We start from the raw sequence: 23,953 nt of genomic DNA on the forward strand, positions 1-23,953 counted from the left end.
GTGATCATCTACGACGAGCAGGACTGGTAACAGGAGGACCGATGACGGCACCAGAGCAGCGCGCGCCCAAGCAGGACCGCAGCCGCATCACGCGGGAGCGACTGCTCGGTGCCTCCATCGACCTCCTCGCGACCCAGGGCTGGGCGGCCACCACCGTCGGGGCGGTGGCCGCCGCCGCCGGCGTCTCACGGGGCGCCGCCCAGCACCACTTCCCGACCCGCGAGGACCTCATCACCGCCGCGCTCGGGCACATGATCGAGCAGCGCATCTCCGACGTCCGACGTGGCGGACTCGACCTGCCCGAGCCCGGCCCCGAGCGCACCGTGGCCGTGGTGGGTTTCATCGTCCAGCACTACACCTCGGACCTGTTCAAGGCCGCCCTCCACGTATGGACGGCCGCGGCGAGCGATCCGGCGCTCCGCGACAGGGTCCTGCCCCTCGAGAACCACATGTCCCGCGAGGTGCTGGCCATCGCCGCGGCGGCACTCGGCCGCGACGCCGGCGACGTCCGCGTGCGCCGCGGGCTCCAGACCACCCTCGACCTCGCCCGTGGGCTCGGCCTCGCCGACGTCCTCTCGGATGACTCCGAGAGACGTGAGAAGATCGTGCGGTTCTGGGCACAGACCCTCGACGGCGTCCTCGCGGAGACCCCCGGGCCGCCGGCCGGGGATGTCGCGAACGCCTCATTTTGACCGCCGCTCCTTCCGACGGTTAGGCTTGACCATCGTGCTCGCAGTATGCGAGCTGGAGGATCGTGCCCTGTAGGCCAGCGAGAGCGGCTGACGAGGTCGCCCGTGCGCGGCGACAGGTGCGCGAGAGTCCGGATACGAGCCATGTCCCAGAGACCGGTGGTCGCCCCCGACGGAGGCCGCCAGCTAGAGAAAGTCGGTTCATGCCAACCATCAACCAGCTGGTCCGCAAGGGCCGCCAGGACAAGAAGTCGGCGACGTCGACGGCTGCCCTCAAGGGCTCGCCTCAGCGTCGCGGCGTGTGCACCCGCGTGTACACCACGACCCCCAAGAAGCCGAACTCCGCGCTCCGTAAGGTCGCCCGTGTGCGCCTGACCAGCGGCGTCGAGGTCTCCGCCTACATTCCCGGTGAGGGCCACAACCTGCAGGAGCACTCGATGGTGCTCGTGCGCGGCGGTCGTGTGAAGGACCTCCCGGGTGTCCGTTACAAGATCATCCGCGGCTCGCTCGACACCCAGGGTGTGAAGGACCGCAAGCAGGCCCGCTCCCGCTACGGCGCCAAGAAGGAGAAGTAATGCCTCGTAAGGGTCCCGCCCCGAAGCGCCAGCTCATCAATGACCCGGTCTACGGGTCGCCGCTGGTCACGCAGCTCGTGAACAAGATCCTCCTCGACGGCAAGAAGACCACCGCCGAGCGCATCGTCTACTCGGCGCTCGAGATCTGCCGCGAGAAGACCGGGACCGACCCGGTCATCACCCTCAAGAAGGCCCTGGACAACGTCCGCCCGGCCCTCGAGGTCCGCTCCCGTCGTGTCGGCGGCGCCACCTACCAGGTGCCCGTCGAGGTCCGCCCCGGTCGTTCGACGACCCTGGCGATGCGCTGGCTGGTGACGTTCTCCCGGCAGCGTCGTGAGAACACGATGGTCGAGCGCCTGGCCAACGAGATCCTGGACGCCTCCAACGGCCTGGGTGCCGCGGTGAAGCGTCGCGAGGACACGCACAAGATGGCCGAGGCCAACCGGGCGTTCGCGCACTACCGCTGGTGATCCGGTGGGGCCGTGGCCGGGGCGGCGTCGATGACGACCCCCCGGCCAGGGTCCCGTGGTCACCCGCCGGGTGGCATCATTGAACAAGGCCCGTACCGGCCGCACCGAGTGCGGGTACCGGCAGAAACACCGACCCGGTTCGGACGGTCGACACCGACCGCACGGGCCACCGACGACTCACAATCGGGAGAATCCGTGGCACAGGACGTGCTGACCGACCTCAACAAGGTCCGAAACATCGGCATCATGGCGCACATCGACGCCGGTAAGACCACCACGACCGAGCGCATCCTGTTCTACACGGGTGTCAACCGCAAGGCCGGCGAGACGCACGACGGCGCGTCGACCACCGACTGGATGGAGCAGGAGAAGGAGCGCGGCATCACGATCACCTCGGCCGCGGTGACCTGCTTCTGGAACGACAACCAGATCAACATCATCGACACGCCGGGTCACGTCGACTTCACCGTCGAGGTCGAGCGCTCGCTCCGCGTGCTCGACGGCGCCGTCGCCGTCTTCGACGGCAAGGAGGGCGTCGAGCCCCAGTCCGAGCAGGTCTGGCGCCAGGCCGAGAAGTACGACGTCCCCCGCATCTGCTTTGTCAACAAGATGGACAAGCTGGGCGCGGACTTCTACTACACGGTCCAGACCATCATCGACCGTCTCGGTGCCAAGCCGCTGGTCCTGCAGCTGCCGATCGGTGCCGAGGACCAGTTCGACGGCATCGTCGACCTGCTCACCATGAAGGCCCACGTCTGGCCGGGCAAGACCGAGATCGGTTCAGAGGCGCAGATCCAGGACATCCCGGCCGAGCTCCAGGAGAAGGCCGAGGAGTACCGCGAGAAGCTCCTCGAGACCGTCGCCGAGAGCAGCGAAGAGCTCATGGAGAAGTACTTCGGCGGCGAGGAGCTGACCCTTGACGAGATCAAGGCGGCCATCCGCAAGATGACCGTCAACTCCGAGGTGTACCCCGTTCTGTGCGGTTCCGCGTACAAGAACAAGGGTGTCCAGCCGATGCTCAACGCGGTCATCGACTTCCTCCCGACCCCGCTCGACATCGGTGAGGTCCACGGCCACAAGGTCGGCGACGAGGAGACCGAGATCCTGCGGAAGCCGTCCAAGGACGAGCCGTTCTCCGCGCTGGCGTTCAAGATCGCCGTGCACCCCTTCTTCGGCAAGCTCACGTTCGTGCGCGTCTACTCGGGTCGGGTCGAGCCGGGTGCCCAGGTCGCCAACTCGACCAAGGGCAAGAAGGAGCGCGTCGGCAAGCTCTTCCAGATGCACGCCAACAAGGAGAACCCGGTCGACGAGGCCGTGGCCGGCAATATCTACGCCTTCATCGGACTCAAGGACACCACCACCGGTGACACGCTGTGCGACCTGAACAACCAGGTCGTCCTCGAGTCGATGACGTTCCCGGACCCGGTCATCGACGTCTCGATCGAGCCCAAGACCAAGGCCGACCAGGAGAAGCTGTCGACCGCCATCCAGAAGCTCGCCGAGGAGGACCCCACCTTCTCCGTGCGTCTGGACGAGGAGACCGGTCAGACGGTCATCGGCGGCATGGGCGAGCTGCACCTGGACGTCCTCGTGGACCGCATGAAGCGCGAGTTCAAGGTCGAGGCCAACGTCGGTAAGCCGCAGGTCGCCTACCGCGAGACCATCAAGGGCTCGATCGACAAGTACGACTACACCCACAAGAAGCAGACCGGTGGTTCCGGTCAGTTCGCGAAGGTGCAGATCGCGCTGGAGCCCCTCGACCAGGAGGCCGTCGAAGAGGGCTCGACCTACGAGTTCAGCGACAAGGTCACCGGTGGCCGCGTGCCCAAGGAGTACATCCCCTCCGTGGACGCCGGCATCCAGGACGCGATGCAGTACGGCATCCTCGCCGGGTACCCGATGGTCAACGTCAAGGCGACCCTGGTCGACGGTGCGTACCACGAGGTGGACTCGTCCGAGATGGCGTTCAAGGTCGCGGGCTCGATGGCCTTCAAGGAGGCCGCCCGCAAGTGCCAGCCCGTGATCCTGGAGCCGCTCATGGCCGTCGAGGTCGTGACGCCCGAGGACTACATGGGTGACGTCATCGGCGACCTCAACTCCCGCCGCGGCCAGGTCAACGCGATGGAGGAGCGCTCCGGCGCCCGCGTCGTGAAGGCCAACGTGCCGCTTTCCGAGATGTTCGGCTACGTCGGCGACCTCCGGTCGAAGACGCAGGGCCGGGCGAACTACTCGATGGTCTTCTCCCACTACGCCGAGGTTCCGGCGAGCGTGGCCAAGGAGATCATCGCCAAGGCGACCGGCGAGTGACCGGTACGGCTCCGGTGCGTCTGAGAAGGCGCGCCGGGGCCGATGCCGGCGGCGCACGGTCGAACCTCCGGGTGGCCGCCGGTTCGTGCCTCACGGCACGATGAGTAAGATCAGACCCCACACAATGCAGTGCCCACCTCGACGGGTGGGGACAGACCAGTCCAGGAGGACAACAAGTGGCGAAGGCGAAGTTCGAGCGGACGAAGCCGCACGTTAACATCGGCACCATCGGTCACGTCGACCACGGTAAGACCACCACCACCGCGGCCATCACCAAGGTTCTGGCGGACACCTACCCCGAGCTCAACGACGCCTTCGCGTTCGACGAGATCGACAAGGCGCCGGAGGAGAAGGCTCGTGGTATCACGATCAACATCTCCCACGTCGAGTACCAGACCGAGAAGCGTCACTACGCGCACGTCGACGCCCCCGGTCACGCCGACTACATCAAGAACATGATCACCGGTGCCGCCCAGATGGACGGCGCGATCCTGGTCGTGGCGGCCACCGACGGCCCGATGCCCCAGACCCGTGAGCACGTGCTGCTCGCCCGTCAGGTCGGCGTGCCCTACATCCTCGTCGCTCTCAACAAGTGCGACATGGTCGACGACGAGGAGATTCTCGAGCTCGTCGAGATGGAGGTCCGCGAGCTGCTGGCCTCGCAGGAGTTCGACGAGGACGCCCCCGTCGTGCACATCTCGGCGCTGAAGGCCCTCGAGGGTGACGAGAAGTGGGTCCAGGCCGTTCGCGACCTCATGCAGGCCTGCGACGACTCGATTCCCGATCCCGAGCGTGAGACCGACAAGCCGTTCCTCATGCCCGTCGAGGACGTCTTCACGATCACCGGTCGTGGCACCGTCGTCACCGGCCGTATCGAGCGTGGCCAGATCAACGTCAACGAGGACGTCGAGCTCATCGGCATCCGTGACAAGGCCACCAAGACCACCATCACGGGCATCGAGATGTTCCGTAAGCTCCTCGACTACGGCGAGGCGGGCGACAACGTCGGTCTGCTGGTCCGTGGCCTCAAGCGCGAGGATGTCGAGCGCGGCCAGGTCGTCATCAAGCCGGGCGCCTACACCCCGCACACCACGTTCGAGGGTCAGGCCTACATCCTGTCCAAGGACGAGGGCGGCCGTCACACGCCGTTCTTCAACAACTACCGCCCGCAGTTCTACTTCCGTACCACGGACGTGACCGGCGTCGTGACCCTCCCCGAGGGCACCGAGATGGTCATGCCGGGCGACAACACCGAGATGAGCGTCGAGCTCATCCAGCCGGTCGCCATGGACGAGGGCCTGCGGTTCGCCATCCGTGAGGGTGGCCGCACCGTCGGCGCCGGCCAGGTCACCAAGATCATCAAGTGATCGAGTGATCCCACGGCGCGGGTGATCAACTCGCACCACATGTGAAGGGCGTCCCACCGCGAGGTGGGGCGCCCTTCACGCATTCCGTGGGAGGCGGTGGGGCGGCGTCGATCACCTACGGCGGCCGAGGATGCTCATGGCCACGGACAGGCCGACAGCGGCGACTCCCGCGAACGCCGTCACCGCGACCGCGGCGACCTGCTCGGCACTGGCGCCGTGATCGGCGCGACCGGTGCCGATGACCCCGTGTCGCCTGTCCACCTCCTCGAGAGCGCGCAGGAGCGCGTCGGGGTCACCTCCCTTGTCGGGATGATGGCGGAGGACCGCCTGCCGCCTGTCCCTTCGATAGGCGACAGGGTCGCGGGGTTCACGTCGACTGTTCACGGGCAGCTCTCCTAGGCGCGGACGGGGTCGCTGATCTCCCCGACGGTACCCAAGTCGGGGCGCGCGCCGTGGCGCCGTCCGGGACGACACGGCGTGGGCGTCGGATGGCCGGGGCGCGCCGATTTTGCCCCCGGCGACGATGTACTGCATACTGGTCAAGTTGCCCGGACAAGGCGGCGTCTGCGTATGGGTCCTCACGGACCGGTGCGTGGTGCCGGGTTGGTCGGGCGAGCACGACAAGGGCGGGTGAGCGATCACCCGCCGGAAAAGCGGGAGGGCGACACGCCCGACCGCGTGGACGCGTCGTGACACGTCAACAGCGGCAGCGGATCGGTCCGCCGTCATCCTCGCCTCGCGCGAGTGTGCGGCATCCCGTCCTCTGGAGGTCTCGTAGTCGTGTCATGTGCGTGCACGGGGGAGCCCTCCACGACGGGCACCGATGCACGAGACCGGGTTATCGACGGTCTGACGGTGTCACGTATGACAAGCGAACACAGCAGTGTCCCCGCGCGGCGAGGGCGCTCACGACAGCCGCCTTCATGGGCGGGAGGAGAAGAGGACGAAGTGGCGGGACAAAAGATCCGCATCCGGCTCAAGGCCTATGACCACGAGGCCATCGACGCCTCGGCGCGCAAGATCGTCGAGACGGTGACCCGTACGGGTGCTCGTGTCGTCGGCCCGGTGCCGCTGCCCACCGAGAAGAACGTCTACTGCGTCATCCGCTCGCCGCACAAGTACAAGGATTCGCGTGAGCACTTCGAGATGCGTACCCACAAGCGGCTGATCGACATCCTCGACCCCACGCCGAAGACCGTGGACGCGCTCATGCGCATCGACCTGCCTGCCAGCGTCGACGTCAACATCCAGTGACCTCCGACCGCGTAGCGGTCAGCAAGCAACGTGCAGCGGAGACAGTGAACAGATGAGTAACACCGAGATCAAGGGCATCCTGGGCGCCAAGCTCGGCATGACCCAGGTCTTCGACGAGAACAACCGGGTGGTCCCGGTGACCGTCGTGAAGGCCGGGCCGTGCGTCGTGACCGGGATTCGTACCGAAGAGAACGACGGCTACAACGCCGTCCAGATCGCGTTCGGCGCGGTCGACCCCCGCAAGGTCACCAAGCCGGTCGCGGGTCAGTTCGAGAAGGCCGGGGTCACCCCGCGCCGCCACATCGCCGAGATCCGCCTCGACAACGCCGAGCAGGCCGCCGGCTTCGAGATCGGCCAGGAGATCGGCGCCGACGTGTTCGAGGACGGCGCCTTCGTCGACGTCACCGGCACGTCGAAGGGCAAGGGTTTCGCCGGCACCATGAAGCGCCACGGCTTCGCCGGCCAGGGTGCCTCGCACGGTACCCAGGCCGTGCACCGTAAGCCGGGTTCCATCGGCGGCGCCTCGACGCCCGGCCGCGTCTTCAAGGGCAAGGCCATGGCCGGCCGCATGGGCAACGAGCGTGTGACCACCATGAACCTCAAGGTCCACAAGGTCGACGCCGAGGCCGGCGTCCTCCTCATCAAGGGAGCCATCCCGGGTCGCAACGGCGGCCTCGTGATGGTCCGTTCCGCTGTGAAGGGCGGTGCGCGCGCATGACCACGACGGAGAACACCGTGAACCTCAAGCTGGATGTCCGTACCCCGGCCGGCTCGACCGACGGATCGGTCGAGCTCCCCGCCGAGATCTTCGGCGTCGAGCCCAACCTGCCCCTGATGCACCAGGTCGTGGTGGCGCAGCTCGCCGCGGCGCGGCAGGGCACCCACTCGACCAAGACCCGCGGCGAGGTCAGCGGCGGCGGTCGTAAGCCGTTCCGCCAGAAGGGCACCGGCCGCGCCCGTCAGGGCTCGACCCGCGCTCCCGCCTACACCGGCGGCGGTACGGTCCACGGCCCCAAGCCGCGTGACTACTCGCAGCGCACCCCCAAGAAGATGAAGGCCGCCGCTCTGCGTGGCGCCCTGTCCGACCGGGCCGCGAGCGAGCGCATCCACGTGGTCACCGAGTTCGTCGAGGGCCAGAAGCCGTCGACCTCCGGTGTCCGTGACTTCCTCGGCACCCTGTCCGACCGGAAGAAGTTCCTGATCGTGGTCGGTCGTGAGGACCTCGCCGCATGGCGCTCCGCCGCCAACCTCGATCATGTCCATCCGATCGCTCCGGATCAGCTCAACACCTACGACGTCCTGAACGCCGACGACGTCGTGTTCTCGGTCGAGGCTCTGGACGCGTTCGTCACGCAGGCGAGCCGTTCGCTCGCCGGCAAGGCTGCGAAGGAGGCCGACAAGTGAGCACCGTCGCCGATCCCCGGGACGTGATCCTCGCCCCGGTCGTCTCCGAGAAGGCCTACGGCCTGCTCGAGCAGGGCGTGTACACGTTCCTGGTGGCCCCGGACGCCAACAAGACGCAGATCAAGATCGCCATCCAGGAGATCTTCGGCGTCACGGTGGAGTCCGTGAACACCGCTAACCGTCAGGGCAAGCGCAAGCGCACCCGCACCGGGTACGGACAGCGCAAGAGCACCAAGCGCGCCATCGTGACCCTCGCGGCCGACAGCAAGCCCATCGAGATCCCGGGTCTGACCGCCTGACGGCGGGAAGAGTTAAGGACGAGAGAACCTCATGGCTATCCGCAAGTACAAGCCCACGACCCCCGGTCGTCGCGGCTCGAGCGTCTCGGACTTCGCCGAGATCACCCGCTCGACGCCCGAGAAGTCGCTGCTGCGCCCGCTGAGCAAGACCGGCGGCCGCAACGGCCACGGCCGCATCACCACCCGCCACAAGGGCGGTGGGCACAAGCGTCAGTACCGCGTCATCGACTTCCGTCGGAACGACAAGGACGGCGTGCTCGCCACCGTGGCGCACATCGAGTACGACCCGAACCGCACCGCGAACATCGCGCTGCTGCACTACGCGGACGGCGAGAAGCGCTACATCCTCGCCCCCCGCAACCTCAAGCAGGGCATGAAGGTCGAGTCGGGCGCAGGCGCCGACATCAAGACCGGCAACAACCTGCCGCTCCGCAACATCCCCGCCGGCACGGTCGTGCACGCGGTGGAGTTGCGCCCGGGCGGCGGTGCCAAGATGGCCCGCGCTGCCGGCGCCGGTATCCAGCTGCTCGGCAAGGAGGGCACCTACGCGTCCCTGCGTATGCCGTCCGGTGAGATCCGCCGCGTCGACGTGCGCTGCCGCGCCACGATCGGCGAGGTCGGCAACGCAGAGCAGGCCAACATCAACTGGGGTAAGGCCGGCCGCATGCGGTGGAAGGGCGTCCGCCCGACCGTCCGTGGTGTGGTCATGAACCCCATCGACCACCCGCACGGTGGTGGCGAGGGCAAGACGTCCGGTGGACGTCACCCCGTCAGCCCGTGGGGCCAGCCCGAGGGCCGGACCCGTAAGCCCAACAAGGCGAGCGACAGCCTCATCGTCCGTCGCCGTCGCACCGGTAAGAAGCGCTAAGGAGGGAAACTAGGATGCCTCGTAGTCTCAAGAAGGGTCCGTTCGTCGACGAACACCTCCTCGCGAAGGTGGACGTGCAGAACGACAAGGGCACTCATCAGGTCATCAAGACCTGGTCGCGTCGCTCGACGATCCTGCCCGATTTCATCGGCCACACGTTCGCCGTCCACGACGGCCGCAAGCATGTGCCCGTGTTCGTGTCCGACTCGATGGTGGGTCACAAGCTCGGCGAGTTCGCGCCGACGCGCACGTTCAAGGGGCACATCAAGGACGATCGGAAGAGTAAGCGTCGATGAGCACTGACACCCAGAAGAACGAAGCGCAGGCCGAGCAGAAGCTCACCGCCCGCGCCACCGCTAAGTTCGTCCGCGTCACGCCCATGAAGGCGCGTCGCGTGATCGACCTGGTCCGGGGCAAGGACGCCTCTGACGCGCTGGACATCCTGCGGTTCGCCCCGCAGGCCGCCAGCGAGCCGGTCGCCAAGGTTCTGGCGTCGGCTATCGCGAACGCCGAGAACAACCTGGATCTGGATCCCCGGACCCTGGTCGTCACCACGGCGTACGCCGACGAGGGGCCGACTCTGAAGCGGTTCCGTCCGCGCGCCCAGGGCCGGGCCTTCCGCGTGCGGAAGCGCACGAGCCACATCACCGTCGAGGTGACCAGCGTGCCCGAGAAGGCCGGGTCCGGCCGGGGACGTCGTAACCAGGGAGGTGCCCGCTAAATGGGACAGAAGATCCATCCGCACGGCTTCCGTCTGGGCATCACCTCGGACTGGTCGTCCAAGTGGTTCGCCGACAAGCAGTACGCCGACTACGTGTCCGAGGACATCAAGATCCGCCAGCTCCTGTCGAAGGGCATGGAGCGTGCCGGCATCTCGGGCGTGGACATCTCGCGTACCCGTGACCGGGTCCACGTGGACATCCACACCGCCCGTCCCGGCATCGTGATCGGTCGTCGTGGCGCCGAGGCCGACCGCCTGCGTGGCGAGCTCGAGAAGCTCACCGGCAAGCAGGTCCACCTCAACATCCTCGAGATCAAGAACACCGAGGCCGACGCCCAGCTCGTTGCCCAGGGCATCGCCGAGCAGCTGTCCAACCGCGTGGCCTTCCGCCGCGCGATGCGCAAGGGCATCCAGTCCGCCATGCGCCAGCCGCAGGTCAAGGGCATCAAGGTGGTCTGCTCGGGTCGTCTCGGCGGTGCCGAGATGTCCCGTTCGGAGCGCTACCACGAGGGTCGCGTCCCGCTCCACACCCTCCGTGCCGAGATCGACTACGGCACGTACGAGGCCAAGACGACCTTCGGTCGCATCGGCGTCAAGGTGTGGATCTACAAGGGCGACGTCGTGGGCGGTCGCCGCGAGTCCGACCAGTACGCCCAGTCCAGCAACCGCGGTGGCGCTGACCGTGGCCCGCGCCGCGAGCGTGGTGCCGGCCGGCCCCGTCGCTCCGGCGCCCAGGGCACCACGGCCACCAGCACCGAGACCGGCCGCGCCGGCTCGGCTGCCCCGGCCGAGGCGCCCGCAGAAAACAAGGAGGCCTGACCGTGCTGATCCCGAAGCGCGTCAAGCACCGCAAGCAGCACCACCCCGGCCGCAGCGGTGCGGCCAAGGGCGGCACCAAGGTGACGTTCGGTGACTACGGCATCCAGGCCCTCGAGCCGGCCTACGTCACCAACCGTCAGATCGAGTCCGCTCGTATCGCCATCAACCGCCATATCAAGCGTGGTGGCAAGGTCTGGATCAACATCTACCCGGACCGTCCGCTGACCAAGAAGCCCGCCGAGGTCCGCATGGGTTCCGGTAAGGGTTCGGTCGAGTGGTGGGTCGCCAACGTCAAGCCGGGACGCATCCTCTTCGAGATGTCGTACCCGAACGAGGAGACCGCTCGCGAGGCGCTTCGCCGCGCGCAGCACAAGCTCCCCTGTAAGACCCGCATCGTGACCCGGGAGGAGCAGTTCTGATGGCTAGTGGAACCACCGCCCCCGAGCTGCGCGAGCTCGACGCGGAAGCGCTGACCGCGCGTCTGCGTGAGGCCAAGGAAGAGCTGTTCAACCTGCGCTTCCAGATGGCCACCGGTCAGCTGACCAACAACCGTCGCCTGCGTGTCGTCCGTCACGACATCGCTCGCATCTACACCGTCATGCGCGAGCGCGAGCTCGGGCTGTCGGCGGCGCCGGGTGATGCCAAGTGAGTGACAAGGAAGCAGTTGTGACTGAGTCCAACGAGAACACCGAGCGCAACAGCCGCAAGGTGCGGATCGGGTACGTCGTGTCCGACAAGATGGAGAAGACCATCGTCGTCGAGCTCGAGGACCGCGTGAAGCACCCGCTGTACGGCAAGATCATGCGTCGTACGGAGCGCGTCAAGGCCCACGACGAGACCAACACCGCCGGTGTCGGCGACCGCGTGCGGATCATGGAGACCCGCCCGCTGTCCGCCTCGAAGCGGTACCGCCTCGTGGAGGTCCTGGAGCGCGCCAAGTAGGTCCGCCCCGCTCCACACGAGCAACCCGCCCCTGGGATACCCGGGGGCGGGTTGTTCGCAATTGTCACATGAGTAGACGCTGATACGACGGGGAACGTACTGTGTCATCGGCCCGGGTACGGACCGGAGCCTCACACACGACAGCGACATCGCCCAGCCAGGACAGGACGCCACATGACCGTACGAGTGGATATCCACCAGCGGAAGGAAGTGCGAGCCGGGGCCGCCCGCGGATTGCGCGCCCTCGCCGCGTCGGCAGCCGCGGTGGCTCTGATCGCCGGCGGGGCCGTGCCGGCCGCCGCGCAGAGCCCCGACGCCGGATCGATCGGGCCGGGGTCCGTCGACCCTGCGTCCCTGGCGCCTAGCGTCGTGCCCGGGAGCCTGTTCGGGGTACCGTCGCTGAGTATTGCCGCCTCGACCCATCTCGGCGCGCCGATCCCGTTGACGGGCGTCCTCGGATCACTCGCGGACGCCGGGTCCGGGGATTTCGCTCGGCCCGGCAGCTCGCTGCCGCCCGGGCAGCCGATAGCGGTCCGCGACAAGTCGATCACCCGGTCTGAGGTGCGGAGCATAGATCCGCTCTTCCCCGCGTCCCCACACGAGGTCGACGGGCGCGCCGAGGTCTGGACGGTCACGTCGGCGACGATGCAGCGGGTCGTGCGGGTGGAGGTCTACCGCGCTCCCGCGGGCGTCGACGCCCCCAACGTCTACTTCCTCGACGGTGTGGGCAGCGAGTCCCCCTCGGGCTGGAGCGGTGGCATGGGCTGGGGCGATCCGGCCGTGCGCGACCTCGACGTCAACGTGATCGCGCCGACCGGCGCTCCGTCATCGATGTGGTCCGACTGGCGGACCGACGATCCGGTCCTCGGCCCCAACAGCTGGGAGACGTTCCTGACCGAGGAGCTGCCGCCGCTGCTGGAGCAGGGTCTCGAAGGCGCCGCCGACGGGCTCGCGCACAACGGGGACTGGGGCGTGTTGGGCGTCTCGATGGGGGCGGCGTCGGCGCTCCACCTGGCCAACTCCACTCCGGAGATGTTCAGCGGGGCCGGGGGAGTGTCGGGTGCCTATTCGACACTGGACGAGCTCGGGTACCAGTACGCCCGTTTGACCGTGGCCGCCCGCCACGGTGAGGTGACCAACATGTGGGGACCACGTGGATCGCAGGCGTGGGAGGACCACGACACGGTCGCCGACCCGAGCGGGCTGGCCGGACAGTCCGTGTTCCTCAGCGCTGCCACCGGGCTCGTCGGCTCGACCGAGCTGGGGTACTTCGGGAGCAACGAACTCGTGCTGCTGGACGGGCACGTCCTCGAGAAGGGGTCATTCGAGAGCACCCTCGCACTCGAGGCCGCACTGGGCGGGGTCCCGGACGTCGATCTCGAGGTCGTCTACATGGACGCCGGTATCCACAACTGGCCGGCCTTCGTCCCACAGATGCTTCCGGGCCTGCGGCACATCCTCTCCGGCCTCGCGCCCGCCGTTCCCAATTCGCGCGCCACGACCGGGGGAGTGGCCGACCGCGAGAACGGCCCACTGGGTTCGCTGGGGTCGACCAGCTCGACCGGCTCGACCGGCTCGGCCGGCTCGACCGGCTCTTCGGGCGCGACGGGTTCCGCCGGCTCGTCCGGTTCCTCCGGGTCGCTCCGCTCGGTCGGCGCCGGGTCGGCGGGGTCAGGGGGTAGCTGACCGGGATTTGGGCCGCGCAGGGGCCGCACCCTACACTGGAACAGTTGCCCGAGCTGTCGCGTACCTTTCGCGCGCCCGGGCGGCATGACCGCGTGTGTCGGGTCGGTATCCGGCACACATCGAACAGACCTGGTCAGGAGAACCATGATCCAGCAGGAGTCGCGGCTGAAGGTCGCCGACAACACGGGTGCCAAGGAGATTCTCTGCATCCGCGTTCTCGGCGGGTCCAAGCGTCGCTACGCGGGCGTGGGCGACATCATCGTCGCCACCGTCAAGGACGCCATCCCCGGCGGCAACGTCAAGAAGGGTGAGGTCGTCAAGGCCGTCATCGTGCGCACCGCCAAGGAGCGCCGTCGCCCGGACGGGTCGTACATCAAGTTCGACGAGAACGCCGCCGTCATCATCAAGAACGACAACGACCCGCGCGGCACGCGCATCTTCGGGCCCGTCGGCCGCGAGCTGCGCGACAAGAAGTTCATGCGCATCGTCTCGCTGGCTCCGGAGGTGCTCTGACATGAAGATTCACAAGGGCGACACCGTGCTCGTCATCTCGGGCAAGGACAAGGGCGCGAAGGGCAAGGTCATCCAGGCCTACCCCGCGCAGGAGAAGGTCCTCGTCGAGGGCGTCAACCGCATCAAGAAGCACACCTCCAACTCGGCTGCCGAGCGTGGCGCCTCCTCCGGTGGCATCGTCACCCAGGAGGCCCCGATCCACGTGTCCAACGTGATGGTCGTGGACGCCGACGGCACCCCGACCCGGGTGGGAATCCGCACCGACGAGAACGGCAAGCGCGTCCGTGTCTCGCGTAAGACCGGGAAGGACCTGTGACCATGACCGAGACCGCACTTCCCTCCGGCTACACCCCGCGTCTCAAGGCGAAGTACCGCAACGAGATCAAGCCGGCCCTGAACGAGACGTTCGAGTACACGAACGTCATGCAGATCCCGGGCGTCGTCAAGGTCGTCGTCAACATGGGCGTGGGCGACGCCGCTCGCGATGCCAAGCTCATCAACGGCGCGATCAACGACCTCACCCTGATCACCGGTCAAAAGCCCGAGGTCCGCCGGGCCCGCAAGTCCATCGCGCAGTTCAAGCTGCGTGAGGGCATGCCCATCGGTGCGCGCGTCACCCTGCGTGGCGATCGCATGTGGGAGTTCCTGGACCGTCTGACCACGGTCGCCCTGCCGCGTATCCGCGACTTCCGCGGCCTCTCCGGCAAGCAGTTCGACGGCCACGGCAACTACACCTTCGGTCTCAACGAGCAGACGATGTTCTACGAGATCGACGTCGACAAGGTCGATCGTCCGCGTGGTATGGACATCACCGTCGTCACCACCGCGACGAACGACGAAGAGGGCCGGGCGCTGCTCAAGCAGCTCGGTTTCCCCTTCAAGGAGAACTGAGCCTCTCCTGCCAGGCCGGACCGGCCGTCCTCGCCGGGGCACCGCACCGCGGATCCCCGGCGACGGGCAGACGGCCCAGTCGTCTGGTCGTGAACAGTGAGAAGAGCACTGTGAACGGCGGGACACCCGAGCGCCCCACGGGGAGCCGGATCCCACACAAGAGAACATTCGCACTCTTCGTGATAGGCCCACGACGTTCGCGGGCGACCCACAGGTCGCCGGAGGGACGTGTTGCATGGGAACCGTTACGAGAAAGGAACATGGTCCATCCATGTCGATGACCGATCCCATCGCGGACATGCTGACGCGTGTGCGTAACGCCAACTCGGCGTTCCACGACACCGTGTCGATGCCGCATTCCAAGCTCAAGGGCAACATCGCGGCGATCCTCAAGCAGGAGGGTTACATCGCCGACTACGCCGTCTCCGACGCCGAGGTGGGCAAGAAGCTCACCATCGATCTGAAGTACGGCCCGTCCCGCCAGCGGAGCATCCAGGGCATCAAGCGCATCTCGAAGCCGGGTCTGCGCGTGTACGCCAAGTCCACCGAACTGCCCAAGGTCCTCGGCGGACTGGGCGTCGCGATCATCTCGACGTCCCAGGGTCTGCTCACCGACCGTCAGGCGAACAACAAGAAGGTGGGCGGGGAAGTCCTCGCCTACGTCTGGTAAGGGGGCGACGAAATGTCACGTATCGGCAAGGCTCCGATCACGGTCCCGTCCGGTGTCGACATCAAGGTCGACGGCCAGACCATCACGGTCAAGGGCCCCAAGGGTGAGCTCACCCAGGTGCTGCCCGAGCCCATCTCGGTGACCATCGAGGACAACACCATCACGGTGAACCGTCCCGACGACCACCGCGACAACCGCTCCCTGCACGGCCTCTCCCGCTCGCTGGTCAACAACATGGTCGTGGGCGTGACCGAGGGTTACAAGCAGGACATGGAGATCTTCGGCGTCGGTTACCGCGTCGTGGCCAAGGGCTCGGACCTCGAGTTCGCCCTCGGTTACTCGCACCCGGTGCCGGTCGCCGCTCCGGACGGCATCACGTTCGCCGTGGACGGTGCGACCAAGTTCTCGATCTCCGGTATCGACAAGCAGCAGGTGGGCCAGATCGCCGCCAACATCAAGCGACTGCGGAAGCACGACCCGTACAAGGGCAAGGGCATCCGCTACGCCGGCGAGCAGGTCCGTCGCAAGGTCGGAAAGACGGGTAAGTGATCATGAGCAGCACCAAGAAGCGTTCCCCGCTGGGAACCGACGCCTCGACCGCACGTCGCGAGGGTCGCGCCCGGCGCCATTACCGCCTCCGCAAGAAGGTCTCCGGCACGCCGGAGCGCCCGCGGTTGGTCGTCAACCGGTCCTCGCGCCACATCCACGCCCAGATCGTCGACGACCAGGCGGGCCGCACGCTCGCCGCCGCGTCGACCATCGAGGCCGATGTGCGCTCCCTCGAGGGCGACAAGAAGGCCCGCAGCGCGAAGGTCGGCCAGCTCCTGGCCGAGCGCGCCAAGGCCGCCGGCATCGACGCCGTCGTGTTCGACCGTGGTGGCAACAAGTACCACGGCCGGATCGCGTCGCTCGCCGACGCCGCCCGCGAGGGTGGGCTGGAGTTCTGATGACCAACACCACTGCACTGACCGCTAATGGAAGGACCGTCTGATGCCGGGACGTCAGCGTCGTGACGGCGGAAGCAACGGGCCCGCCGCAGACAACAAGAACACCAACGACAACGCCCAGGGGCGCGGCGGCGACCGCGGCCGTGGGCGGGGCCGCGACGATCGTCGTGGCCGCCACGACGACGAGAAGTCGCAGTACATCGAGCGCGTCGTCACCATCAACCGTGTCTCCAAGGTCGTGAAGGGCGGTCGTCGCTTCAGCTTCACCGCGCTCGTGATCCTCGGTGACGGCAACGGCATGGTGGGCGTCGGCTACGGCAAGGCCAAGGAGGTGCCGGCCGCGATCCAGAAGGGATCGGAGGAGGCCCGGAAGAACTTCTTCCGAGTCCCGCTCATCGGCTCCACCATCCCGCACCCCATCCAGGGTGAGGCCGCCGCCGGTGTCGTCATGCTCCGTCCGGCCTCCCCGGGTACCGGTGTCATCGCCGGTGGCGCCGCCCGCGCCGTGCTCGAGGCCGCCGGGGTGAACGACATCCTCTGCAAGTCGCTCGGCTCGGACAACGCCATCAACGTCGTTCACGCGACCGTGGCCGCCCTCAAGGGTCTGCACCGTCCCGAGGAGGTCGCGGCACGTCGTGGCCTGCCGATTGAGGACGTCGCGCCCGCGGGCATGCTCCGTGCGCGTGCCGGACAGGGGGCCTGATCATGGCTAACCTCAAGATCACCCAGGTCCGTGGGACCGTCGGGACCAAGAAGAACCAGCGGGACTCCCTGCGTACGCTCGGCCTCAAGGGCATCCGGAAGTCGGTCGTGCGTGAGGACAACGCGCAGACCCGGGGTCTCATCAACGTCGTGAACCACCTCGTCGTGGTCGAAGAGACGGAGTGAGCATGACCATCAAGTTGCACCACCTGCGCCCGGCGCCCGGCGCCCACACCGACAAGACCCGCGTGGGTCGTGGTGAGGGATCGAAGGGCAAGACCGCCGGCCGCGGTACCAAGGGCACCAAGGCGCGTAAGAACGTCCCCGCGGCGTTCGAGGGCGGCCAGATGCCGATCCACATGCGACTCCCGAAGCTCAAGGGCTTCAAGAACCGCAACAAGGTCGTCTTCCAGGTCGTCAACGTGTCCGACATCCAGCGGCTGTTCCCGAACGGCGGCGAGGTCGGCGTGACCGAGCTCGTCGACGCGGGCGCGGTCCGCAAGAACCAGCCGGTCAAGGTGCTCGGTGACGGGGAGATCTCCGTCGCCGTCACCCTGACCGTCGACAAGGTCTCCGCGTCGGCCAAGAGCAAGATCGAGGCCGCCGGCGGAAGCGTGTCGGAGGCCGGGGCCTGATCCCCGGCCGGCCCCTCGTGGGCCGCTGAGGTGCGCAGGGGTCGGGTCCGAGAGTCTCGGATCCGGCCCCTGCCCTCGTCTTGATAGAGTTTTCCCGTTGTGCGCTCCGGGCCCGGCAACCGCCGTGGGGTCCATCCGACCCGCTCCCGGCGCATCTGCTTTCGACGACCGGCGGCCCACAGCCGACCACGACCAGGAGGACATGTGCTCTCCGCACTCGCGTCCGCGATCAAGGACCGGGACCTGAGGAAGAAGATCCTCTTCACCCTCGGGATCATCATCCTCTACCGGATCGGCGCGCAGATCCCGTCGCCCGGCGTCGACTACCCCAAGCTGCGCGGCCTGCTCGACACCGCGATGACCGGGGACAACGCCCAGTTGTACTCACTGGTCAACCTGTTCTCCGGTGGCGCGCTGCTGCAGCTGTCCGTCTTCGCGATCGGCATCATGCCGTTCATCACGGCGAGCATCATCGTCCAGCTGCTCACCGTGGTCATCCCCTACTTCGAACAGCTGAAGAAGGAGGGGCAGTCCGGCCAGGCCAAGATGACGCAGTACACGCGCTATCTGACCATCGCGCTGGCCGTGCTCCAGTCCGCAGGCATCGTCGCGCTGGCCGACCGGGGACAGCTCCTCGGTAACGGACAGTCCGTCCTCATGGACGACGACATCCTCACACTCATCACGATCGTGATCGTCATGACCGCCGGCGCGGCCCTCGTCATGTGGTTCGGCGAGCTCATCACCGACCGCGGCGTCGGCAACGGCATGTCGCTGCTCATCTTCGCCGGCATCGCGTCCCGCATCCCCGCCGAGGGCGTGAACATCTACCAGAACTCGTCGACCATGAAGTTCGCCGCGGTCATGTTCGCGGTCGTGCTCATCGTCGTCGCCGTCGTCTTCGTCGAGCAGGGACAACGCCGGATCCCCGTCCAGTACGCCAAGCGGATGGTCGGTCGCCGTCAGTACGGCGGGACCTCGACCTACCTCCCGCTGAAGGTCAACCAGGCGGGCGTCATCCCCGTGATCTTCGCGTCGTCGCTCATGTACGTGCCGATCCTCATCACGCAGCTGGTGCAGGGCCCCGAGCCGTCGGGCGACGGTTTCTGGCAGCGCTACGTGATGCAGTACCTCCAGAACCCGTCGAGCTGGGGCTACATCGTCCTGTACTTCGCCCTCATCATCTTCTTCGCGTACTTCTACGTGGCCATCCAGTTCGACCCCATGGAGCAGGCCGAGAACATGAAGAAGTACGGCGGCTTCATCCCGGGGATCCGGCCCGGACGCCCGACCGCCGAATACCTGGGCTACGTCCTCAACCGGATCCTGCTCTTCGGTTCGCTGTACCTCGGCCTCATCGCCGTGCTCCCGAACATCTTCCTCGACATGGGCAGCGGGGGTGGCGACATGCAGAACATGCCGTTCGGCGGCACCGCCGTGCTCATCATGGTCTCCGTGGGCCTCGACACCGTGAAGCAGATCGAAGCCCAGTTGATGCAGCGCAACTACGAGGGCTTCCTCAAGTAGCCGCGGCCTCGTCCGAGCAACCCCACTGTAGAAAGGCTGGTCCCCACCATGCGTCTCGTCCTCCTCGGCCCTCCCGGTGCCGGTAAGGGAACCCAGGCGGCTCTGTTGTCGGAGAAGCTCGGCGTGCCTCACATCTCGACCGGTGACCTGTTCCGCGCCAACATCTCCCAGGGCACCGATCTGGGCAAGGAGGCGAAGGGTTACATCGACGCCGGTAACCTGGTCCCCGCCGAGGTGACCAACCGCATGGTCAAGGCCCGCATCGCGGAGCCCGACGCCGAGGAGGGCTTCCTGCTCGACGGATACCCGCGCAGCGTCGCGCAGGCGGACGCCCTCAAGGAGATGCTCTCCGAGGCGGGATGCTCCCTCGACGCGGTGCTGGAGTTCAAGGTCGACGACGACACGGTGGTCCAGCGGATGCTGGCCCGTGGGCGCGAGGACGACACCGAGGACGTGATCCGTAACCGCATGTCGGTGTATCGGTCCGAGACCGCCCCTCTGCTCGAGTACTACGGGGGCGACGTCAAGAGCATCGACGCCGTCGGTGAGGTCGAGGAGATCAACGCCCGCGCGCTCGCCGCGCTGGGTCGCTGACGCCCGCCGTGTTCGGTCGGTCGCGCAAGGGCGTCGTCACCGCTCGCACCGCGGGGGAATTGGACGCGATGGAGGCGGCGGGGCGCATCGTCGGCCGCACGCTCATCGCGGTCCGGGACGCCGCCGTCCCGGGCGCGACGACAGGTGATCTCGACGAGGTCGCTGAGCAGTTGATCCGCGAGGCCGGGGCCATACCGTCCTTCAAGGGGTACGAGGGTTTCCCCGGTTCCATCTGTTCCTCGGTCAACGAGGTCGTGGTGCACGGGATCCCCGGACCTGACACGGTGCTGGGCGATGGCGACCTCGTCTCGATAGACTGCGGCGCCATCCTCGAGGGATGGCACGGTGACTCGGCGTGGACGTTCGGCGTGGGGTCCCTCGCGCCCGATGTCGCCGCCCTCAACGACGCGACGCGTGAGGTCCTCGAGGAGGGCATGCTCGCGATGCTCCCCGGGAACAGGCTGACCGACGTGTCACACGCGCTCGAGGTGGCCACCCGGCGGGCCGAGGAACGACACGGCGTCTCGCTCGGGATCGTCGACGGTTTCGGCGGCCACGGCATCGGCCGTGAGATGCACGAATGGCCGTTCCTCGCCAACGAGGGCAAACCCGGTAGGGGACCGCGCCTCCAGGAGGGATCGGTCCTGGCGATCGAGCCGATGCTGGTCCTCGGCGGAGAGACCGACACGCGGACCCTGTCGGACGACTGGACGGTCGTCACCGTCGACGGCTCGCCGGCCTCACACTGGGAGCACACCGTCGCCGTGACCGCCGACGGTCCGCGGATCCTCACGCCACGGTCGTGACGGCGACGGAACCCGCGAGAAGGGGAGTGTGGAGTGCGCGCCCGGCCTGAGTGCACCACGCCGCGGTCGGCGGCCCGGGTGCTGCTCGCGCTGATCGTCGGCGTCGCGGTGGCCCTGACGCAGCTCGGGACGCCGTGGGCCCCGGTCGCCGCCGCGCAGTCCGTCATGGACCGACCCGGGGGACCGGTGATGGAGCCGCCGCAACCGGCACCCTTCTACCACGCGGACCCCGGTGTGCTCGCCGCCGCCCGTAACGGACAGGTCATCAACACGCGCGACGTGACGATGCCCGTGTTCCTCGGGTACCGGACCACCGAGATCGCCTACCGGTCCACCGACACCGCCGACCGGCCGCTGCTGGCCACCGCCACCGTCGTCAGGCCCCCGCACGCCCGCCCGAACGGGCCCGTTCTGAGCTACCAGCACTATCTCAACGCGCTCGGTCAACGGTGCGCCCCGACGGAGACGCTGGTCAACCCCACGCTGGAGACGGTCCAGGACAACGTCATGGCCTTCCTGCGGGTGCGGCTCGACCAGGGGTGGACCGTGATCATCCCCGACCACCTCGGCCCCAAGGTCGCCTACCCGGGTGGCCGCCTGTCCGCGAGGATCGTCCTCGACGGCATGCGTGCGGTGCGGGACGACCCCCGGTTCGACTCCGCCGCGAGCCGATTCGGAGCGTTGGGCTACTCCGGCGGCGGCATCGCCAGTGCGTGGGTCGCCCTGATGCACGACGAGTACGCGCCCGACGTCGACCTCGTCGGAGTCGCGCAGGGCGGTGTCCCGACGGACATGACCACCATGGCCCGCATGATCGGGAACGCGCCGCACCCGGCGTTCGGTCTGGCTTTCGCGGCCGCGGTGGGCATGGCGCGCGAGTACCCGGAGGCCATCCGCCTGGAGGACAAGCTCACTCCGGAGGGGTGGGCGCTCTTCGAGCAGCTGCGCGGTCGGTGTACCGCCACGCTCCTCGCCCTCGGGGCGTTCAAGTCGGTGCCCATGGTGCTCCACGGGGGCGACCTGATGGCGGAGGAGGGGCTCATGCGCGCGTTCGCGGCCAACAGCGTCCGGCTCAGCCCCGACGTCCCCCGCGTCCCGGTGTTCATGTGGCACGCGCGCACGGATCCCCTCGTGCCGTTCTGGGACGCGGAGGAGACCGCCCGCCGCTACTGCGCGGAGGGCACCCCGCTGACCTGGGAACCGGGGATCGCACCCGAGCACCTCATGGGCGCCGTGGAGAAGCTGCCGGCCGCGATGACGTGGCTGCAGCAGCGGTTCGACGGTGTGGCCGCCGGGCCGCGCTGTACCGTCTGAGCCTCGATTGGCGCGCAGCCCCGGCCTGCCGTAGGCTTATACGTCGGTGTGCCCACCAGTGCACCACAATCCGGTAGACGTCATCCGGGGAATCGTGGAGGACCGTAACCAGCATGGCAAAGAAAGACGGAGCCATCGAGGTCGAGGGCCGTGTCGTCGAGCCGTTGCCGAACGCAATGTTCCGCATCGAGCTCGAGAACGGGCACAAGGTCCTCGCTCACATCAGCGGGAAGATGCGGCAGCACTACATCCGCATCCTTCCGGAGGACCGCGTCGTCGTGGAGCTCTCGCCCTACGACCTGACGCGTGGTCGGATCGTCTACCGCTACAAGTAAAGACGCTCAACTCCCCGTACCAGCCGCCGCCTCCGCGAAAGGGGTCGGCGGGTTCGTACCCCCGGTTGCGGAGGCCGGGGCCCCGGACGGCTGCTCATCGAGAGATGACCATCCGGATCGGGGGCGGTCGGGGAGCAGACCTACCGCACGACGAAAGAGATACGCCACATGGCACGCCTTGCCGGCGTCGATCTCCCACGCGACAAGCGCATGGAGATCGCGCTCACCTACATTTTCGGCATCGGTCGCACCCGGTCGTTGGAGATCCTGGAGCGTACGGGCATCAGCCCCGACCTCCGCACCAAGGACCTCACCGACGAGCAGCTGACCGTCCTTCGTGACGACATCGAGGGCAACTACAAGGTGGAGGGTGACCTCCGCCGCGAGATCCAGGGCGACATCCGCCGGAAGATCGAGATCGGTAGCTACCAGGGACTGCGTCACCGTCGTGGCCTGCCCGTCCGTGGTCAGCGGACCAAGACCAATGCCCGTACCCGTAAGGGTCCGAAGAAGACCGTCGCCGGAAAGAAGAAGTAATGCCCCCCAAGTCACGCGCTGCGGGCCCCAAGAAGACGGGCCGTCGCAAGGATAAGAAGAACGTGCCCCTGGGCCAGGCCCACATCAAGAGCACGTTCAACAACACGATCGTCTCGATCACCGACCCGTCCGGTGGCGTCCTCGCATGGGCGTCCTCCGGCCACGTCGGCTTCAAGGGCTCGCGTAAGTCGACGCCCTTCGCTGCCCAGCTGGCCGCCGAGAACGCGGCCCGCAAGGCGCAGGAGCACGGCGTCAAGAAGGTCGACGTGTTCGTCAAGGGCCCCGGCTCGGGACGTGAGACCGCGATCCGCTCCCTCCAGGCCGCCGGCCTCGAGGTGGGCACGATCTCCGATGTCACCCCCCAGCCCCACAACGGCTGTCGTCCGCCCAAGCGGCGTCGAGTCTGAGCCGGAAGGAACGCACTAGACCATGGCACGTTACACCGGCCCCGTCACCCGCAAGTCGCGCCGTCTCGGCGTGGACCTCGTGGGTGGAGACACCGCATTCGAGCGTCGGCCCTTCCCGCCCGGTCATCACGGCCGTGCGCGGATCAAGGAGTCCGAGTACCGCACCCAGCTGCAGGAGAAGCAGAAGGCCCGCTTCACCTACGGCGTGATGGAGAAGCAGTTCCGTCGTTACTACGAGGAGGCCAACCGTCGCGCCGGTAAGACCGGCGAGAACCTCCTCCAGATCCTCGAGTCGCGACTGGACAACGTCGTGTACCGCGCGGGTCTCGCGCGGACGCGCCGCCAGGCCCGTCAGCTCGTGGCGCACGGCCACTTCCTGGTCAACGACCAGAAGGTGACCATCCCGAGCTACCGCGTCTCGCAGTACGACATCATCGATGTCCGTCCCAAGTCCACCAAGATGGACTGGTTCGAGATCGCCCAGGAGACGCTCGGTGAGCGTCCCGTCCCGGCGTGGCTGCAGGTCGTCCCGACGACCCTGCGGATCCTCGTCCACCAGCTCCCCGAGCGCGCCCAGATCGAGGTGCCGCTGCAGGAGCAGCTGATCGTCGAGCTCTACTCGAAGTGATCTGTCCTCCCTCGTCGCCGGGCGGGCCGCACACCGCGGCCCGCCC

35 protein-coding genes are annotated in these 23,953 nt (G+C 67.5%); 34 read left to right on the forward strand and 1 reads right to left on the reverse strand.

Annotated features, from left to right (window positions below; all coding sequences use genetic code 11):
- Positions 1 to 41 precede the first annotated feature (41 nt).
- From G6030_RS09805 to tuf, 5 genes are all read left to right on the forward strand, one after another.
- Positions 42 to 692, forward strand: coding sequence for a TetR/AcrR family transcriptional regulator (locus G6030_RS09805; protein ID WP_063971878.1), 651 nt, complete (start codon positions 42 to 44; stop codon positions 690 to 692).
- A 200-nt stretch (positions 693 to 892) separates the two neighbouring features.
- Positions 893 to 1,264 carry a 30S ribosomal protein S12 gene (gene rpsL, locus G6030_RS09810; RefSeq protein WP_007628148.1) on the forward strand — a complete coding sequence of 124 codons (372 nt, stop codon included), beginning with the start codon at positions 893 to 895 and terminating at the stop codon, positions 1,262 to 1,264.
- Positions 1,264 to 1,734, forward strand: a complete 471-nt coding sequence (gene rpsG, locus G6030_RS09815; protein WP_007628146.1) for a 30S ribosomal protein S7 — start codon at positions 1,264 to 1,266, stop codon at positions 1,732 to 1,734. Before rpsL ends, rpsG begins: the two co-directional genes overlap by 1 nt.
- A 195-nt stretch (positions 1,735 to 1,929) precedes the next feature.
- Positions 1,930 to 4,041, forward strand: coding sequence for an elongation factor G (gene fusA / locus G6030_RS09820; protein ID WP_063971879.1), 2,112 nt, complete (start codon positions 1,930 to 1,932; stop codon positions 4,039 to 4,041).
- 176 nt (positions 4,042 to 4,217) lie between these two features.
- Positions 4,218 to 5,408 (forward strand): elongation factor Tu, encoded by a 1,191-nt coding sequence (gene tuf / locus G6030_RS09825; protein WP_063971880.1) that lies wholly within the window; start codon positions 4,218 to 4,220, stop codon positions 5,406 to 5,408.
- Positions 5,409 to 5,519: 111 nt separating this feature from the next.
- Here tuf and G6030_RS09830 read toward each other — a convergent pair whose 3' ends face one another.
- A complete protein-coding gene (locus G6030_RS09830) occupies positions 5,520 to 5,792 on the reverse strand; it encodes a hypothetical protein (RefSeq protein WP_007628135.1) in 273 nt (90 codons plus the stop codon).
- Positions 5,793 to 6,356: 564 nt separating this feature from the next.
- Between G6030_RS09830 and rpsJ the strand changes: the two genes are divergently transcribed.
- From rpsJ to rpsD, 29 genes are all read left to right on the forward strand, one after another.
- Positions 6,357 to 6,662: a 30S ribosomal protein S10 gene (gene rpsJ / locus G6030_RS09835; protein ID WP_003938093.1), complete on the forward strand. Its 306-nt coding sequence runs from the start codon at positions 6,357 to 6,359 to the stop codon at positions 6,660 to 6,662.
- A gap of 52 nt (positions 6,663 to 6,714) precedes the next feature.
- Complete coding sequence (rplC, locus tag G6030_RS09840) at positions 6,715 to 7,380, forward strand: 50S ribosomal protein L3 (protein ID WP_063971881.1); 666 nt, start codon at positions 6,715 to 6,717, stop codon at positions 7,378 to 7,380.
- The gene (gene rplD / locus G6030_RS09845) at positions 7,377 to 8,066 is read left to right on the forward strand and encodes a 50S ribosomal protein L4 (RefSeq protein ID WP_007628131.1); all 690 of its coding nucleotides are present in this window, start codon (positions 7,377 to 7,379) and stop codon (positions 8,064 to 8,066) included. The genes rplC and rplD overlap by 4 nt, the downstream gene beginning before the upstream one ends.
- Positions 8,063 to 8,365 (forward strand): 50S ribosomal protein L23, encoded by a 303-nt coding sequence (rplW, locus tag G6030_RS09850; protein WP_007628130.1) that lies wholly within the window; start codon positions 8,063 to 8,065, stop codon positions 8,363 to 8,365. The genes rplD and rplW overlap by 4 nt, the downstream gene beginning before the upstream one ends.
- Before the next feature lie 31 nt (positions 8,366 to 8,396).
- Positions 8,397 to 9,233: a 50S ribosomal protein L2 gene (gene rplB / locus G6030_RS09855; protein ID WP_061228295.1), complete on the forward strand. Its 837-nt coding sequence runs from the start codon at positions 8,397 to 8,399 to the stop codon at positions 9,231 to 9,233.
- A gap of 14 nt (positions 9,234 to 9,247) precedes the next feature.
- A complete protein-coding gene (gene rpsS / locus G6030_RS09860; RefSeq protein ID WP_007628126.1) occupies positions 9,248 to 9,529 on the forward strand; it encodes a 30S ribosomal protein S19 in 282 nt (93 codons plus the stop codon).
- Positions 9,526 to 9,954, forward strand: a complete 429-nt coding sequence (rplV, locus tag G6030_RS09865; RefSeq protein ID WP_007628124.1) for a 50S ribosomal protein L22 — start codon at positions 9,526 to 9,528, stop codon at positions 9,952 to 9,954. The genes rpsS and rplV overlap by 4 nt, the downstream gene beginning before the upstream one ends.
- The gene (gene rpsC, locus G6030_RS09870; protein WP_063971882.1) at positions 9,955 to 10,773 is read left to right on the forward strand and encodes a 30S ribosomal protein S3; all 819 of its coding nucleotides are present in this window, start codon (positions 9,955 to 9,957) and stop codon (positions 10,771 to 10,773) included. It abuts the gene before it with no gap.
- 2 nt (positions 10,774 to 10,775) lie between these two features.
- The gene (gene rplP, locus G6030_RS09875) at positions 10,776 to 11,192 is read left to right on the forward strand and encodes a 50S ribosomal protein L16 (protein WP_007628120.1); all 417 of its coding nucleotides are present in this window, start codon (positions 10,776 to 10,778) and stop codon (positions 11,190 to 11,192) included.
- Entirely contained in the window at positions 11,192 to 11,422 is a 231-nt protein-coding gene (gene rpmC / locus G6030_RS09880) for a 50S ribosomal protein L29 (RefSeq protein WP_007628118.1), read from the forward strand. Before rplP ends, rpmC begins: the two co-directional genes overlap by 1 nt.
- Positions 11,419 to 11,715, forward strand: coding sequence for a 30S ribosomal protein S17 (rpsQ, locus tag G6030_RS09885; RefSeq protein WP_174521529.1), 297 nt, complete (start codon positions 11,419 to 11,421; stop codon positions 11,713 to 11,715). Before rpmC ends, rpsQ begins: the two co-directional genes overlap by 4 nt.
- A gap of 174 nt (positions 11,716 to 11,889) precedes the next feature.
- The gene (locus G6030_RS09890; protein WP_231888778.1) at positions 11,890 to 13,401 is read left to right on the forward strand and encodes an alpha/beta hydrolase-fold protein; all 1,512 of its coding nucleotides are present in this window, start codon (positions 11,890 to 11,892) and stop codon (positions 13,399 to 13,401) included.
- A 144-nt stretch (positions 13,402 to 13,545) separates the two neighbouring features.
- A complete protein-coding gene (gene rplN, locus G6030_RS09895) occupies positions 13,546 to 13,914 on the forward strand; it encodes a 50S ribosomal protein L14 (protein WP_007628112.1) in 369 nt (122 codons plus the stop codon).
- Between the two features lies 1 nt (position 13,915).
- Positions 13,916 to 14,230 (forward strand): 50S ribosomal protein L24, encoded by a 315-nt coding sequence (rplX, locus tag G6030_RS09900; protein ID WP_063971883.1) that lies wholly within the window; start codon positions 13,916 to 13,918, stop codon positions 14,228 to 14,230.
- Between the two features lie 2 nt (positions 14,231 to 14,232).
- Entirely contained in the window at positions 14,233 to 14,805 is a 573-nt protein-coding gene (gene rplE, locus G6030_RS09905; protein WP_063971884.1) for a 50S ribosomal protein L5, read from the forward strand.
- 271 nt (positions 14,806 to 15,076) lie between these two features.
- On the forward strand, positions 15,077 to 15,475 hold the full coding sequence (gene rpsH / locus G6030_RS09910; RefSeq protein WP_007628106.1) for a 30S ribosomal protein S8: 399 nt from the start codon (positions 15,077 to 15,079) through the stop codon (positions 15,473 to 15,475).
- Between the two features lie 12 nt (positions 15,476 to 15,487).
- Entirely contained in the window at positions 15,488 to 16,024 is a 537-nt protein-coding gene (gene rplF, locus G6030_RS09915) for a 50S ribosomal protein L6 (RefSeq protein ID WP_063971885.1), read from the forward strand.
- Positions 16,025 to 16,026: 2 nt separating this feature from the next.
- On the forward strand, positions 16,027 to 16,422 hold the full coding sequence (gene rplR, locus G6030_RS09920) for a 50S ribosomal protein L18 (RefSeq protein WP_063971941.1): 396 nt from the start codon (positions 16,027 to 16,029) through the stop codon (positions 16,420 to 16,422).
- A gap of 43 nt (positions 16,423 to 16,465) precedes the next feature.
- Positions 16,466 to 17,125, forward strand: coding sequence for a 30S ribosomal protein S5 (gene rpsE / locus G6030_RS09925; protein ID WP_063971886.1), 660 nt, complete (start codon positions 16,466 to 16,468; stop codon positions 17,123 to 17,125).
- Between the two features lie 2 nt (positions 17,126 to 17,127).
- Positions 17,128 to 17,310, forward strand: coding sequence for a 50S ribosomal protein L30 (gene rpmD / locus G6030_RS09930; protein WP_007628098.1), 183 nt, complete (start codon positions 17,128 to 17,130; stop codon positions 17,308 to 17,310).
- A gap of 2 nt (positions 17,311 to 17,312) precedes the next feature.
- Positions 17,313 to 17,759, forward strand: a complete 447-nt coding sequence (gene rplO, locus G6030_RS09935) for a 50S ribosomal protein L15 (RefSeq protein ID WP_063971887.1) — start codon at positions 17,313 to 17,315, stop codon at positions 17,757 to 17,759.
- A gap of 204 nt (positions 17,760 to 17,963) precedes the next feature.
- A complete protein-coding gene (gene secY, locus G6030_RS09940; RefSeq protein WP_007628094.1) occupies positions 17,964 to 19,286 on the forward strand; it encodes a preprotein translocase subunit SecY in 1,323 nt (440 codons plus the stop codon).
- Positions 19,287 to 19,334: 48 nt separating this feature from the next.
- Positions 19,335 to 19,880: an adenylate kinase gene (locus tag G6030_RS09945; RefSeq protein WP_063971888.1), complete on the forward strand. Its 546-nt coding sequence runs from the start codon at positions 19,335 to 19,337 to the stop codon at positions 19,878 to 19,880.
- Between the two features lie 8 nt (positions 19,881 to 19,888).
- A complete protein-coding gene (gene map, locus G6030_RS09950) occupies positions 19,889 to 20,686 on the forward strand; it encodes a type I methionyl aminopeptidase (RefSeq protein ID WP_063971889.1) in 798 nt (265 codons plus the stop codon).
- 33 nt (positions 20,687 to 20,719) lie between these two features.
- Positions 20,720 to 22,000, forward strand: a complete 1,281-nt coding sequence (locus G6030_RS09955; protein WP_182643013.1) for a lipase family protein — start codon at positions 20,720 to 20,722, stop codon at positions 21,998 to 22,000.
- Positions 22,001 to 22,113: 113 nt separating this feature from the next.
- The gene (gene infA / locus G6030_RS09960; protein WP_005140011.1) at positions 22,114 to 22,335 is read left to right on the forward strand and encodes a translation initiation factor IF-1; all 222 of its coding nucleotides are present in this window, start codon (positions 22,114 to 22,116) and stop codon (positions 22,333 to 22,335) included.
- A gap of 168 nt (positions 22,336 to 22,503) precedes the next feature.
- The gene (gene rpsM / locus G6030_RS09965; RefSeq protein ID WP_007628088.1) at positions 22,504 to 22,872 is read left to right on the forward strand and encodes a 30S ribosomal protein S13; all 369 of its coding nucleotides are present in this window, start codon (positions 22,504 to 22,506) and stop codon (positions 22,870 to 22,872) included.
- A complete protein-coding gene (rpsK, locus tag G6030_RS09970) occupies positions 22,872 to 23,279 on the forward strand; it encodes a 30S ribosomal protein S11 (RefSeq protein WP_043566757.1) in 408 nt (135 codons plus the stop codon). The genes rpsM and rpsK overlap by 1 nt, the downstream gene beginning before the upstream one ends.
- Positions 23,280 to 23,301: 22 nt before the next feature.
- Complete coding sequence (rpsD, locus tag G6030_RS09975; RefSeq protein WP_007628084.1) at positions 23,302 to 23,907, forward strand: 30S ribosomal protein S4; 606 nt, start codon at positions 23,302 to 23,304, stop codon at positions 23,905 to 23,907.
- Positions 23,908 to 23,953: the final 46 nt, after the last annotated feature.

The organism is Dietzia sp. E1 (assembly GCF_014145015.1).
Lineage (GTDB): Bacteria > Actinomycetota > Actinomycetes > Mycobacteriales > Mycobacteriaceae > Dietzia > Dietzia cinnamea_A.

Excerpts from the sequence above, each read along its gene's own strand:
- G6030_RS09805 (WP_063971878.1), top strand. The coding sequence starts at position 42 with ATGACGGCACCAGAGCAGCGCGCGCCCAAGCAGGACCGCAGCCGCATC.
- rpsL (WP_007628148.1), top strand. The coding sequence starts at position 893 with ATGCCAACCATCAACCAGCTGGTCCGCAAGGGCCGCCAGGACAAGAAG.
- rpsG (WP_007628146.1), top strand. The coding sequence starts at position 1,264 with ATGCCTCGTAAGGGTCCCGCCCCGAAGCGCCAGCTCATCAATGACCCG.
- rplC (WP_063971881.1), top strand. The coding sequence starts at position 6,715 with ATGAGTAACACCGAGATCAAGGGCATCCTGGGCGCCAAGCTCGGCATG.
- rplD (WP_007628131.1), top strand. The coding sequence starts at position 7,377 with ATGACCACGACGGAGAACACCGTGAACCTCAAGCTGGATGTCCGTACC.
- rplB (WP_061228295.1), top strand. The coding sequence starts at position 8,397 with ATGGCTATCCGCAAGTACAAGCCCACGACCCCCGGTCGTCGCGGCTCG.
- rpsS (WP_007628126.1), top strand. The coding sequence starts at position 9,248 with ATGCCTCGTAGTCTCAAGAAGGGTCCGTTCGTCGACGAACACCTCCTC.
- rplV (WP_007628124.1), top strand. The coding sequence starts at position 9,526 with ATGAGCACTGACACCCAGAAGAACGAAGCGCAGGCCGAGCAGAAGCTC.
- rpsC (WP_063971882.1), top strand. The coding sequence starts at position 9,955 with ATGGGACAGAAGATCCATCCGCACGGCTTCCGTCTGGGCATCACCTCG.
- rpmC (WP_007628118.1), top strand. The coding sequence starts at position 11,192 with ATGGCTAGTGGAACCACCGCCCCCGAGCTGCGCGAGCTCGACGCGGAA.
- G6030_RS09890 (WP_231888778.1), top strand. The coding sequence starts at position 11,890 with ATGACCGTACGAGTGGATATCCACCAGCGGAAGGAAGTGCGAGCCGGG.
- rplN (WP_007628112.1), top strand. The coding sequence starts at position 13,546 with ATGATCCAGCAGGAGTCGCGGCTGAAGGTCGCCGACAACACGGGTGCC.
- rplX (WP_063971883.1), top strand. The coding sequence starts at position 13,916 with ATGAAGATTCACAAGGGCGACACCGTGCTCGTCATCTCGGGCAAGGAC.
- rplE (WP_063971884.1), top strand. The coding sequence starts at position 14,233 with ATGACCGAGACCGCACTTCCCTCCGGCTACACCCCGCGTCTCAAGGCG.
- rpsH (WP_007628106.1), top strand. The coding sequence starts at position 15,077 with ATGTCGATGACCGATCCCATCGCGGACATGCTGACGCGTGTGCGTAAC.
- rplF (WP_063971885.1), top strand. The coding sequence starts at position 15,488 with ATGTCACGTATCGGCAAGGCTCCGATCACGGTCCCGTCCGGTGTCGAC.
- rplR (WP_063971941.1), top strand. The coding sequence starts at position 16,027 with ATGAGCAGCACCAAGAAGCGTTCCCCGCTGGGAACCGACGCCTCGACC.
- rpsE (WP_063971886.1), top strand. The coding sequence starts at position 16,466 with ATGCCGGGACGTCAGCGTCGTGACGGCGGAAGCAACGGGCCCGCCGCA.
- rpmD (WP_007628098.1), top strand. The coding sequence starts at position 17,128 with ATGGCTAACCTCAAGATCACCCAGGTCCGTGGGACCGTCGGGACCAAG.
- rplO (WP_063971887.1), top strand. The coding sequence starts at position 17,313 with ATGACCATCAAGTTGCACCACCTGCGCCCGGCGCCCGGCGCCCACACC.
- G6030_RS09945 (WP_063971888.1), top strand. The coding sequence starts at position 19,335 with ATGCGTCTCGTCCTCCTCGGCCCTCCCGGTGCCGGTAAGGGAACCCAG.
- infA (WP_005140011.1), top strand. The coding sequence starts at position 22,114 with ATGGCAAAGAAAGACGGAGCCATCGAGGTCGAGGGCCGTGTCGTCGAG.
- rpsM (WP_007628088.1), top strand. The coding sequence starts at position 22,504 with ATGGCACGCCTTGCCGGCGTCGATCTCCCACGCGACAAGCGCATGGAG.
- rpsK (WP_043566757.1), top strand. The coding sequence starts at position 22,872 with ATGCCCCCCAAGTCACGCGCTGCGGGCCCCAAGAAGACGGGCCGTCGC.
- rpsD (WP_007628084.1), top strand. The coding sequence starts at position 23,302 with ATGGCACGTTACACCGGCCCCGTCACCCGCAAGTCGCGCCGTCTCGGC.